The organism is Polaromonas sp. (genome assembly GCF_029945925.1).
Lineage (GTDB): Bacteria > Pseudomonadota > Gammaproteobacteria > Burkholderiales > Burkholderiaceae_C > Polaromonas.
Genome location: NZ_JAQSDN010000001.1, coordinates 40,624 through 52,599, shown reverse-complemented (window position 1 = coordinate 52,599; position 11,976 = coordinate 40,624). Strand labels below are relative to the sequence as shown.

Annotated in this window: 11 protein-coding genes; 10 read left to right on the top strand and 1 reads right to left on the bottom strand. The window is 64.5% G+C overall.

Going from position 1 to position 11,976, the window contains the following annotated elements:
* Nucleotides 1–180: 180 nt before the first annotated feature.
* The 9 genes from PSV40_RS00270 to PSV40_RS00230 all read left to right on the top strand — a co-directional run bounded on the left by PSV40_RS00270 (nt 181) and on the right by PSV40_RS00230 (nt 9,349).
* Nucleotides 181–990, top strand: a complete 810-nt coding sequence (locus PSV40_RS00270) for an NAD(P)-dependent oxidoreductase (RefSeq protein ID WP_300532971.1) — start codon at nt 181–183, stop codon at nt 988–990.
* Nucleotides 991–994: 4 nt separating this feature from the next.
* Nucleotides 995–1,906: an SMP-30/gluconolactonase/LRE family protein gene (locus PSV40_RS00265; protein WP_300532969.1), complete on the top strand. Its 912-nt coding sequence runs from the start codon at nt 995–997 to the stop codon at nt 1,904–1,906.
* A gap of 26 nt (nt 1,907–1,932) precedes the next feature.
* Entirely contained in the window at nt 1,933–2,916 is a 984-nt protein-coding gene (locus tag PSV40_RS00260) for a TRAP transporter substrate-binding protein (protein WP_300532967.1), read from the top strand.
* A 141-nt stretch (nt 2,917–3,057) separates the two neighbouring features.
* Entirely contained in the window at nt 3,058–3,588 is a 531-nt protein-coding gene (locus tag PSV40_RS00255) for a TRAP transporter small permease (protein WP_300532966.1), read from the top strand.
* A gap of 2 nt (nt 3,589–3,590) precedes the next feature.
* Complete coding sequence (locus PSV40_RS00250; protein ID WP_300532964.1) at nt 3,591–4,874, top strand: TRAP transporter large permease; 1,284 nt, start codon at nt 3,591–3,593, stop codon at nt 4,872–4,874.
* 10 nt (nt 4,875–4,884) lie between these two features.
* Entirely contained in the window at nt 4,885–6,468 is a 1,584-nt protein-coding gene (gene garD / locus PSV40_RS00245) for a galactarate dehydratase (RefSeq protein ID WP_300532962.1), read from the top strand.
* 54 nt (nt 6,469–6,522) lie between these two features.
* The gene (gene garL / locus PSV40_RS00240; RefSeq protein WP_300532961.1) at nt 6,523–7,305 is read left to right on the top strand and encodes a 2-dehydro-3-deoxyglucarate aldolase; all 783 of its coding nucleotides are present in this window, start codon (nt 6,523–6,525) and stop codon (nt 7,303–7,305) included.
* Between the two features lie 105 nt (nt 7,306–7,410).
* Nucleotides 7,411–8,307 (top strand): 2-hydroxy-3-oxopropionate reductase, encoded by an 897-nt coding sequence (glxR, locus tag PSV40_RS00235; RefSeq protein ID WP_300532959.1) that lies wholly within the window; start codon nt 7,411–7,413, stop codon nt 8,305–8,307.
* A 67-nt stretch (nt 8,308–8,374) separates the two neighbouring features.
* Nucleotides 8,375–9,349, top strand: coding sequence for a tripartite tricarboxylate transporter substrate binding protein (locus tag PSV40_RS00230; RefSeq protein ID WP_300532957.1), 975 nt, complete (start codon nt 8,375–8,377; stop codon nt 9,347–9,349).
* A gap of 207 nt (nt 9,350–9,556) precedes the next feature.
* On the opposite strand, the gene PSV40_RS00225 is transcribed toward PSV40_RS00230, so the two are convergent.
* Nucleotides 9,557–11,059 carry a glycine betaine ABC transporter substrate-binding protein gene (locus PSV40_RS00225; protein ID WP_300533022.1) on the bottom strand — a complete coding sequence of 501 codons (1,503 nt, stop codon included), beginning with the start codon at nt 11,057–11,059 and terminating at the stop codon, nt 9,557–9,559.
* A 257-nt stretch (nt 11,060–11,316) separates the two neighbouring features.
* On the opposite strand from PSV40_RS00225, the gene PSV40_RS00220 reads away from it, so the two are divergent.
* Nucleotides 11,317–11,955 carry a glutathione binding-like protein gene (locus tag PSV40_RS00220; RefSeq protein ID WP_300532955.1) on the top strand — a complete coding sequence of 213 codons (639 nt, stop codon included), beginning with the start codon at nt 11,317–11,319 and terminating at the stop codon, nt 11,953–11,955.
* The last annotated feature ends 21 nt before the right edge of the window (nt 11,956–11,976 follow it).

Here is an 11,976-nt window from a genome sequence, read left to right as displayed (position 1 = left end):
CTCGGGTAGGGGTTTGCCTTGAGCGGATCAGAAAACACTTGACAGGGGATGCTGCCTCATTAAAAATTCTTAGTCATCAGACAACGTATAACTGATATCTTATTGAATAGAAGCTACTTTAGCAAACCTGATGCAAAAGTCCAGCGTTTGCCACCCTCCTATTTTCAACCAGAGACAAGCATGACCATCCGGGCTCACGAAAAATTGCTGCTGACCGGCGCCGCCGGTGGCCTGGGCCAGGCCCTGCGTGGTCGCCTGAAAGCCAACTGCAGCGTGCTGCGCCTGTCGGACCGGGTCGCCTTCGGCGCAGCCGGCGCGGGGGAAGAAGTGGTGCTGGCCGATCTGGCCGACGCTGCGGCCGTCGACGCCATGGTCCAGGGCGTGCAGGCCATCGTGCACCTGGGCGGCGTGTCGGTCGAAGGGCCGTTTGGTCCCATCCTGCAGGCCAACATCCTGGGCCTGTACAACCTGTATGAAGCGGCGCGCAAACACGGCGTCAAACGCGTGGTGTTTGCCAGTTCCAACCACGTCACCGGTTTTTACCGCCAGAGCGAAACCATCCATTCCGATGCGCCCGCCCGCCCGGACGGCCTTTATGGTGTCAGCAAGGCTTTTGGCGAAAACCTGTCGCGTTTTTACTTTGACCGCTACGGCATTGAAACCGCCTGTGTACGCATTGGCTCCTCCTTTCCCGAGCCGAAAGACCGGCGCATGCTGGCCACCTGGCTGAGTTTTGACGACCTGCACCGCCTGATCACCGCCTGCCTGACCACCCCGGTGCTGGGGCACAGCATTGTCTTCGGCATGTCCGACAACGCCGTCACCTGGTGGGACAACAGCCGCGCCCGCCACATCGGTTATGCGCCGCAGGACAGCTCGGACATCTTCCGCGAGGCGGTCTATGCCCGCACCCCGGCGCCCGACCTCAGCGACCCGGCGGTGCAGTTTCAGGGCGGCGGATTTGTCAAAGCCGGCCCGTTTGCCGATTGATGCCATGAACACCGGCGCCGAGCTCCTGGTGGACTGCCGCAATGCAACCGGCGAGAGCCCGGTCTGGCACGTGGCTGCACAGGCGCTGTACTGGGTGGACATCCCGGCGCGCCAGCTCTGCCGCTGGCAGGCCGCGACCAGCCAGGTCACGACCTGGCTGGCGCCCGAAATGCTGGCCTGCATCGCCTCCTGTGGCCCCGCCGCGCATTGGGTGGCGGGCCTGGAAACCGGGGTGTTCGAATTGCGCCTGCATGAGGACGGCCGGCTTGAGTCCAAACGCCTGGCCGAGGTCCGGCATGAACAGGACGGCATGCGTTTCAACGACGGCCGCTGCGACCGGCAGGGTCGCTTTGTGGCCGGCACCATGATGCGCGATATGTCGCTGGGCGCCCGTACTGGCTGCGTCTACAGCTATGAAAAAGAGAGCGGACTGAAAGAGCGCCTGAGCGGCTTCATCACGCCCAACGGCCTGGCCTTCAGTCCCGATGGCCGCACCATGTACCTCTCGGACTCCCATCCCTCGGTGCAGATGATCTGGGCCTTCGACTACGACACCGCGACGGGCACCCCCTCGCGGCGCCGGCCCTTTGTCGACATGAACCCCTTGCCGGGCCGGCCCGACGGCGCCGCTGTGGATGAAGACGGTTGCTACTGGATCTGCGGCAACGATGCCGGGCTGATCCACCGCTTCACGCCCGAAGGCAGGCTGGACCGCTCGCTGGCCGTGCCCGTCAGGAAGCCCGCCATGTGCGCCTTCGGCGGCGCCGGGATGGACACCCTGTTCGTCACATCGATACGCCCACACGGCGTTGACCTGTCCGACCAGCCGCTGGCCGGTGGCCTGTTCGCCCTGCGCCCCGGTGTGCGGGGCCTGGCCGAGCCGCTGTTTTCCCCTGTTCCCTTCCGTCATTCATGAATAACCATTCCTACAAGGAGACAACCATGACTTTCCGCAGACAACTCATCGCCTCGGCGGCACTGGCCGCTGCCACGTTCGCCTTGCCGCTGGCCGCGCAGGCGCAAACCATCCTCAAGGCCGCCGACGTGCACCCGCCGGGCTACCCGACCGTGGTCGCCACTGAAAGCCTGGGCAAGAAGCTTGAAGCGGCCACCAAGGGCAAGTTCAAGATGCAGATGTACCCCGGCAGCGTGCTGGGCGACGAAAAAACCATGATCGAGCAGACGCAGATCGGCGCCATCAACATCCTGCGCACATCGCTGGGCCCTGTCGGGGCCGTGGTTCCGGACGTCAATGTTTTCAACATGCCCTTCGTGTTCCGCAACGAGGCCCACATGCGCGCCGTGATTGATGGCCCCATTGGCCAGGAAATCCTCGACAAGGTGTCCAACGGTCCGACACGCATGGTGGCGCTGGCTTGGATGGACGGCGGCTCGCGCCACCTGTACACCAAGAAGCCGGTCAAGACCCCGGCCGACCTCAAGGGCGTGAAAGTCCGCATGATGGGCAACCCGCTGTTTGTCGACACCATGAACGCCATGGGCGGCAACGGCATTTCCATGGGCTATGGCGAGGTCTTCAGCGCGCTGCAGACCGGTGTCATCGACGGTGCCGAGAACAACCCGCCCAGCCTGTTCACCTCCAACCACTACACCACCGGCACCAAGTACTACGCCCAGACCAACCACCTGATCATTCCCGAAATGCTGGTGATGTCCAGGGTGACCTGGGACAAGCTGAGCAAGGACGAGCAGGCGCTGGTCAAGAAGTTCGGCCGCGAAGCGCAATTCGAGCAGCGCGCGCTGTGGGACAAGAGCGTCGCTGACTACACGGCCAAGCTCAAGGCCGCCGGCGTGCAGTTCACCGAGGTGGACCAGAAGCTGTTTTTTGACGCCACCGCACCGGTGCGTGCCAAGTACGGCGCTCCATACGCCGACCTGATGAAGCGTATCGCGGACGTCAAGTAAAAAGCAGAAGGACGAAGCAGGAGGCAGTAGCCGGCGCGAGCCGGTGTGCTGCATCCCCCCGGCGCTGCCGCGGCAGCGTCATGAACAAGGCGCGCAGGCCGGTCCACCCAAGGACCGACCTGCGGGCATGAGACAACAAACATGATCTACACCCTTCAACGCGCCATCGACGGGCTGTACCTGGCCTGCATCTGGGTCGCCGGCCTGTCCATCGTGGCCATGAGCCTCATCATTCCGGTGGGCGTGTTTGCCCGCTATGTGCTCGGTTATGGCGCGCAGTGGCCCGAGCCGATTGCCATCTTGCTGATGGTGGTGTTCACCTTCATCGGCGCGGCAGCGGGTTACCGCGCTGGCGCCCACATTGCCGTCGGCATGGTCACCGACCGCCTGCCGCCGCCGCTGCAGAAGGTTTTTTCGATCGTGGTCGATCTGCTGATGATCATCGCCAGCCTCTTCATGATCGTCTGGGGCTTCAAGCTGTCGATGGAAACCATGAGCCAGTCCCTGGCGGCGATCCCGTCGATTCCCGTGGGTCTGACCTACGCACCGCTGCCGCTGGGTGGCCTGTGCACGCTGGTGTTTGTGCTCGAGAAACTGTTTCTCGGCGCCCAGCACGGGCGTGCCGTGGTGCGCTTTGACCACCAGGTGGATGACGCTGCGGCGGAGGCCTGATCATGGACGCGCTCGTTTTGCTCGGAAGTTTCATGGTGTTGATCCTGATCGGCATGCCGGTCGCCTATTCGCTGGGCCTGGCGGCCCTGATCGGCGCGGTGTGGATAGAACTGCCGCTGGACGCGGTCATGATCCAGATCGCCAGCGGCGTCAACAAGTTCTCGCTACTGGCCATCCCGTTTTTTGTGCTGGCCGGCGCCATCATGGCCGAGGGCGGCATGTCGCGCCGCCTGGTGGCCTTTGCCAGCGTGCTGGTGGGGTTTGTGCGCGGCGGGCTGTCGCTGGTCAACATCCTGGCGTCCACCTTTTTTGGGGCCATCTCCGGCTCGTCGGTCGCCGACACGGCGTCCATCGGCTCGGTGATGATTCCCGAGATGGTCAAGAAGGGGTATCCGCGCGACTTCTCGACCGCGCTGACGGTCAGCGGCTCCATCCAGGCGACGCTGATTCCGCCCAGCCACAACGCGGTCATTTATTCCATGGCTGCCGGCGGCTCCATCTCCGTGGCCGCGCTGTTCATGGCTGGCGTGTTGCCGGGCCTGCTGCTGGGCCTGACGCTGGCGGTTTACTGCCTCTACATCGCGCGCAAGCGCAATTTCCCCAAGGGGCATGCGATTCCGCTGAAGCAGGCGCTGCGCATCTGCGCCGACGCCCTGTGGGGCCTGATGACCATGGTCATCATCCTGGGCGGCATTCTTTCGGGCGTGTTCACGGCTACCGAGTCGGCCTCGATCGCGGTGCTCTGGGCGTTTTTTGTGACCATGTTCATCTACCGCGACTACAAGTGGAACGACCTGCCCAGGCTGCTGCACCGCACGGTCAAGACCGTGTCCATCGTGATGATCCTGATCGGCTTCGCGGCGGCCTTCGGCTACATCATGACCCTGATGCAGATCCCGCTGAAGGTCACCGCCTTGCTGACCTCGATGACCGACAACCGTTACCTGATCCTGCTGGCGATCAACTTCATGCTGCTGGTGCTGGGCACGCTGATGGACATGGCGGCGCTGATCCTGATCCTCACGCCCATCCTGCTGCCGGTGGTGACGGCCGTGGGCGTGGACCCGGTCCATTTCGGCATGATCATGATCGTCAACCTCGGCATCGGCCTGATCACGCCGCCGGTGGGCACCGTTTTGTTTGTCGGCAGCGCCGTGGGCAAGCTGCCCATCGAAAAAGTCGTGCGTGCGCTGATGCCGTTTTTTGCGCTGCTGGTGGTGGTGCTGGGCATCGTGACCTACGTGCCTGCGCTGTCGCTGTGGCTGCCGCGCCTGGTGGGCGTCTGAAGTGAGCGACATGGCTTCCGCCCGCGCGCCCCTCTACATCCGCATGCACGCGGACGACAACGTGGCCATCGTCGCCAACGACGGCGGCCTGGGCCCGGGCGCCACCTTTGCCGACGGCCTGGTGTTGCGTGAAAAGGTGCCGCAAGGCCACAAGGTGGCGCTGGTCGATCTGCCGCAGGGCAGTGCAGTGCTGCGTTACAAGGTGTCCATCGGCTTTGCGCTCAAGGACATTCCAGCCGGCAGCTGGGTGCACGAGCGCCTGCTTGAGATGCCGGCGGCGCGCGGGCTCGAAGGCCTGCCGATGGCTACCGTGAAGCCGCCGGCACCGGCGCCGCTGGAAGGCTACACCTTCGAGGGTTTCCGCAATGCCGACGGCTCCGTCGGCACCCGCAACATCCTGGCCATTACCACCACGGTGCAGTGTGTGGCCGGCGTGGTCGAGTTTGCGGTCCAACGCATCAAGGCCGAGCTGCTGCCGAAATTCCCCAACGTCGATGACGTGGTGGGCCTGGAGCATACCTACGGCTGCGGTGTCGCCATCGACGCACCCGACGCCATCATCCCGATACGTACGCTGCGCAACATCAGCCTGAATCCCAACTTCGGCGGCGAGGTGATGGTGGTGAGCCTGGGCTGCGAGAAGCTGCAGCCCGAGCGTCTGCTGCCGCCCGGCACGATACAGATCGTAGATGAACGCAGTGTCGCCGACGTCGGTCTCAGCGCCGAAGCGCAGCTCGACGTGGTCTGCCTGCAGTCCGAGAACCATGTGGGCTTCATGTCCATGATTGATTCCATCATGCAGGCCGCGCTGCTGCACCTGGAAAAGCTCAATACGCGCCGCCGCGAGACCGTGCCCGCCAGCGAACTGGTGGTCGGTGTGCAGTGCGGCGGCAGCGACGCGTTTTCCGGCGTCACTGCGAATCCGGCAGTAGGCTTTTGCACCGACCTGCTGGTGCGTGCCGGTGCCACGGTGATGTTTTCCGAAACCACCGAGGTGCGCGACGGCATAGACCAGCTGACCTCACGCGCCAGCACACCGGAAGTTGCCGAAGCGATGATCCGCGAGATGGCCTGGTACGACGCCTACCTGCAAAAAGGCCAGGTGGACCGCAGTGCCAACACCACGCCCGGCAACAAGAAGGGCGGGCTCTCCAACATTGTCGAAAAGGCCATGGGCTCCATCGTCAAGTCGGGCAGCGCGCCCATCAGCGGCGTGCTGGCGCCCGGCGAAAAGCTCAAACAAAAGGGTTTGATCTACGCGGCCACTCCGGCCAGCGACTTCATCTGCGGCACGCTGCAGCTCGCCGCCGGCATGAACCTGCATGTGTTCACCACCGGCCGCGGCACGCCTTACGGCCTGGCCGAGTGTCCGGTGATCAAGGTCGCCACGCGCAGTGATCTGGCCAGGCGCTGGCACGACCTGATGGACATCAACGCCGGCCGCATCGCCGACGGGCAGGCCAGCATCGAAGACGTCGGCTGGGAGCTGTTTCACCTGATGCTCGACGTCGCCAGCGGCCGCAAGAAAACCTGGGCCGAACACTGGAAGCTGCACAACGCGCTGGTGCTGTTCAACCCGGCGCCGGTGACCTGATTCTCATACCCCTGTACCGCCCCGTACCCCAACTCATTCAAAAGCCAACTCCTCATGACACAAGTTATTCCCTATCAGTCCTTTCCCAACAGCTTCAAGCGCGATCTGCGGGCCGGCAAGAAGCTGATCGGCTGCTGGTCCTCGCTGTCCAGTGCCATCACCACCGAGGTGCTGGGCGTGGCCGGCTTCGACTGGATACTGCTTGACGGCGAACACTCGCCCAACGATGTCGCCACCTTCATCCCGCAACTGATGGCGCTGAAAGACAGCCCCAGCGCGCCCGTGGTGCGACCGTCGTCCAACAACGAGGTCGAGATCAAGCGCCTGCTCGACGCCGGCTTCTACAACTTCCTCGTGCCTTTTGTTGAAAGTGTGGACGAGGCCAGGCGCGCGGTGTCCGCCACGCGTTACCCGCCCCAGGGCATACGCGGCGTGTCGGTGTCCCAGCGCAGCAACCGCTACGGCACCGTGCCCGACTACTTCAAGTCGATCAACGAACACATCTGCGTGATGGTGCAGATCGAAAGCCGCGCCGGCGTGGCGGCAGCGCGCGACATTGCGGCGCTCGACGGCGTGGACTGCATTTTTGTCGGGCCTTCCGACCTGGCTGCCGGCCTGGGCCACCTCGGCAACGCCGGCCACCCCGAGGTGCAGGCCGCCATTTCCGCGGTGTTTGCCGATGCGAAAGCCTGCGGCAAACCCACCGGCATCCTCGCGCCGGTGGAAGCCGATGCACGCCGCTACATGGCCATGGGCGCCACCTTTGTGGCCGTTGGCAGCGACCTGGGTGTGTTCCGCTCGGCAACGCAGGCTTTGCGCGACAAGTACGCCGACTAGTTTTGTCTGTCATCCCGGACTCGATCCGGGATCCATGCCCCGCTTTTTCACATGAGTGGCCATGGATACGCAGATTATTTTTAACGAACAACTGGAGTATTTGAAATGAGCAAGCTGGGTTTTATCGGTCTGGGCATCATGGGCGCACCCATGGCCGCACACCTCATCAAGGTCGGTCACGAGGTCTTCCTGGCCACCCGCAGCAAGGTGCCCGCCGAGCTATTGACCGACCAGGCCGTGGCTTGCGCCTCGGCGCAGGAAGTCGCCGAGAAGGCCGACATCATTTTCATGATGCTGCCCGACACGCCCGATGTGCAGAAGGTGCTGTTCGGCGACAAGGGCGTGGCCGCCGGCCTGAAGAGCAAGGGAAAAGGCAAGACGGTCGTCGACATGAGTTCCATCTCGCCCATGGACACCAAGGAGTTCGCGGCGAAGATCAACGCCTTGGGCGCTGACTACCTCGACGCGCCGGTCTCTGGCGGCGAAGTCGGCGCCAAGGCCGCCAGCCTGACCATCATGGTCGGCGGGCCCGACGCGGCGTTTGAACGCGTCAAGCCGCTGTTCGAGCTCATGGGCAAAAACATCACGCTGGTCGGCGGCAATGGCGACGGCCAGACCTGCAAGGTGGCCAACCAGATCATCGTCGCGCTCAACATTGCCGCCGTCGGCGAAGCCCTGCTGTTTGCCAGCAAGGCCGGCGCCGACCCGGCCAAGGTGCGCCAGGCGCTGATGGGCGGTTTTGCTTCGTCACGCATTCTGGAAGTGCACGGCGAACGCATGATCAAACGCACTTTCAACCCGGGCTTTCGCATCGGCCTGCACCAGAAAGACCTGGGTCTGGCACTTAGCGGTGCGCGCACGCTGGGCGTGGCGCTGCCGCAAACCGCCGGTGCCGCGCAACTGATGCAGGTCTGCAGCGCCAACGGCATGCAGGACCTGGACCACTCGGCCCTGGTGCGCGCTCTGGAGTTGATGGCCAACCACGAAGTCGCCAAGGCCTGAACACCGTATCCGTATCCCCCAATATTCCGCACCCGCTACCCACATCACAACATTCACAGGAGACATCATGACCCTCAACCGCCGCAAAGTTCTTGCTTCCTCACTTGCCATGGGCCTGGCCGCCTCTGGCGTCCAGGCGCAAACCCAAGCCTGGCCCGCCAAGCCGATCCGCCTCATCGTGCCTTACCCGCCGGGCGGCTCGTCCGACATCATTGCCCGCGCCATCAGCCAGCCGCTGTCCGAAGCGCTCAAGCAGACGGTGATTGTGGAAAACAAGCCGGGCGCCAATGGCAACCTCGGCGCCGACTTCGTCGCCAAGTCGGCCCCCGATGGCTACACCCTGCTGCTGTGCGACACCGGTGCGCTGGCCATCAGTCCGTCGGTGTACACCCGGCTCCAGTTCGACCCCAGCAAGGACTTGCGCGGCGTGACCATGCTGGCCTATTCGCCGCACCTGCTGGTGGTGCATCCGTCGGTGCCCGCGAACAACCTCAAGGAACTGGTGGCGCTGTCGCAAAAGACGCAGCTCAACTTCGCCGTCACCGCCATGGGCAGTGCGCCGCACCTGGCCGGTGTCGCGGTCGAGCGCGCCAGCAATGCGAAGTGGCAGTACATCCCGTACAAAGGCGGCTCGCAGGCCATCACCGACACGGTAGGCGGCCAGACCCAGGTGCTGATGAACGGCATGCTGGCCACGCTGCCGTTTGTGCAGAACGGCCAGCTCAAGATCCTCGGTGTGTCCAAGGCCACACGCATGCCGCTGATCGGCAACGTGCCGACGCTGCAGGAGCAAGGCATCACCGGTTTCGAGTCCGGCACCTGGCAGGGCATTCTGGTGGCAAAGAACACGCCGGCGGACGTCGTGACGCGGCTCAACACCGAACTCATCAAGGTCATCCGCAGCCCCGAGATCCGCGCCAGGCTCAGCGGGCAGGGCGCCGAGGTGGCGACCATGTCGCCCACCGAGCAGGACAACTTCTTCAACCAGGAGCGCAAGCGCTGGGCCGCAGTGGTGGCGGCGGCCGGCATCAAGCTGGACTGATGAATTGCTCTTGATTTGATAGCTGCTGGCGTACGTCGCATAAGGGCTAAGGGCCGATTTGGCTTGTAAAAAGTAAACGCTCAGGCAGTCTGGGCTGGTTTTTACTCCCTCTCCCCCCGGGAGAGGGCAGGGGTGAGGGTAGGCGGCCCTCACCCCCACCCTTTCCCGGAGGGCGAGGGGGCAAGAAAGAGCAGCTTTTTCGGCCGCTCAGCCAGCGCGGCGCCGCCGCATCAGCCCCTCCACACCTTCAAACAACGCTTCGCTCAGCAGCGCCAGCAGCGTGGCGGGCAGGGCGCCGGCCAGCAGCAGCTGGCCGTCGTTGAGCGCCAGGCCGGTGACGATGCGTTCGCCGTAACCGCCCGCGCCGATGAAGGCCGCAATCGTTGCCGTGCCAATCGTTATGGCGGTCGCCGTGCGCACGCCGGCAACAATGGTCGGCAGCGCCAGCGGCAGTTCGATGTGGCGCATGCGCTGGCCTGCCGTCATGCCCAGCGCCTGCCCGGCCAGACGCAGGCCGGGCGACACCTCGTTCAAACCCGCCACCGTGTTGCGCATGATGGGCAGCAGCGCGTACAGCATCAGCGCAGTCAGCGCCGGCACCGTGCCGATCACGCCCATCAGCGAGATCAGCATGGCCAGTAGCGCCAGCGAGGGCACAGTCTGCATCAGCCCGGTCGCGCCCAGCACCAGCGCGCGCAGGCGTGGGTGCGGAAACACCCACACCGCCAGCGGAATGCCGATCAGCGCCGCCAGCCCGACCGAGACCAAGGTCAGCGTCAGGTGCTGCCGCGTCAGCCGCGCCAGGTCGGGGCCGAAGAGTTTGGCCCAGAAGCCGCGCTGGTTCGGGTCTTGGGTGGTGCTGCTTGCAGCGGCTGCGCCGCCGGCCTTGACAGCCAAATGGTCGCGGGCGATCACGTCAAACGCCACACCCTGCAGCTCGGCCCGTGCGTTCATCGCAATCATCGCGTTTTCGTCAATGCTGCCGCCGAGCTTCTGCAGCGCCGCCCAGGCTTGCGGAAAACGCGTGGGCACATCCAGCCGGTACAGCAGCACCGCGTCGTAACGCGGAAAGTAGGCCTGGTCGTCCTTCAGCACGCGCAGGCCCAGGTGGCCAATCTTCGCGTCGGTGGTGTAGATGTCGATCACGTCCACCTGCTTTTGCGCTATCGCGTCATAAGCCAGCCCGTGGTCCAGCGCCACCGGCACCTGCGGCGCGCCATAACGCTGCGCCAACCCGCGCCAGCCGTCGGCCCGGCCAATGAATTCGTTCGACAGGCCGAGCTTGAGTTCCGGGTGTTTCGCCAGGTCACTCAGCGAGGTGATGCCCAGGCGCTGCGCCGTGTCTTCGCGCATGGCCAGCGCGTAGCCGTCGTTAAAGCCCAGCGGCACCGCCACCCCCAGGCCCAGCGGCGCCAGCGCGGTGTTCATGGCCGCCGTCGTCATGGCGGCATCACCCTTGAGGATTTCCTGGCTGATGGTGCCCACGTACTCCGGGTACAGGTCAATGCTGCCCGAGCGCAGCGCCTCGTAAACAATGGCGGTGTTGCCCAGGCCCTGCAGTACCGAGGGCGGCGTGGGCGTGTGCGGCGCAGCCGTCTGCGCCAGCACCTGCGCAAGGATGTAGGACTCGGTGAACCGTTTGGAGCCAATGCGCAGCGTGTCGTTAGTCGGCGGCGCGGCGAGGGCCAAGCTGCTGATGGCGGCCAGCATCAGGGCGATGCAGCAGGCGGCAAAGGCGGGGAGGCGGCGCGTCATGCCACCAGTATCGCTGCGCTGGCTGCAAGTGCCAACCCGACTGACTTGTCGTCCCGCTTCCCGGACTGTCATCCCGGACTCGTTCCGGGATCCATGCCCCCGCATTCACGCCCCCGGCCCCGACCCCTTCCTGCATCCGCGCCCAACACCATCCCCCATCCTGTGGCAGACTGCCTCCCACCGAACGCACCCCCCCCACCACACAACACCCCATGCCCATCCAGCTCTACGCCTTCGACACCCCCAACGGCCGCAAGATCAGCGTCGCCCTTGAAGAAATGGGCCTGCCCTACGAGGTGCACGTGGTGGACATCACAAAGGGCGAGCAGACCGCGCCCGACTTCCTGAAGATCAGCCCCAACAACAAAATCCCCGCCATCATCGACCCCGACGGCCCGGGCGGCCAGCCCATCAGCGTTTTCGAGTCCGGCGCCATCCTGATTTACCTGGCCGAGAAGACCGGCCAGTTTTTGCCAAAGGAGTCCCGCGCCCGCGTCGCCGTCATGGAATGGCTGATGTTCCAGGTGGGCGGCTTCGGCCCCATGCCCGGCCAGGTGCACCACTTCGCCGACCTGACCAATGAAGCCGACCGCCGCTATGGCCTGGAGCGCTTCATGGCCGAGACGCGCCGCCTCTACGGCGTGATGGACCGCCGCCTGGCCGACCACGCCTTCTTTGCAGGGGAAGAAATCTCAATCGCCGACTTCGCCATCGTCGGCTGGGTCTGGCGGCATGAGCGGCACAAGATTGACCTGGTGGATTTTCCGAATGTGCAGCGGTGGTACCGGGCGATGATGGCGCGGCCTGCGGTGGGGCGGGGGTTTGGGGTGGCACTGCGACTAGCTGTGTAAGTGTGCCGGTAAAACAATGCC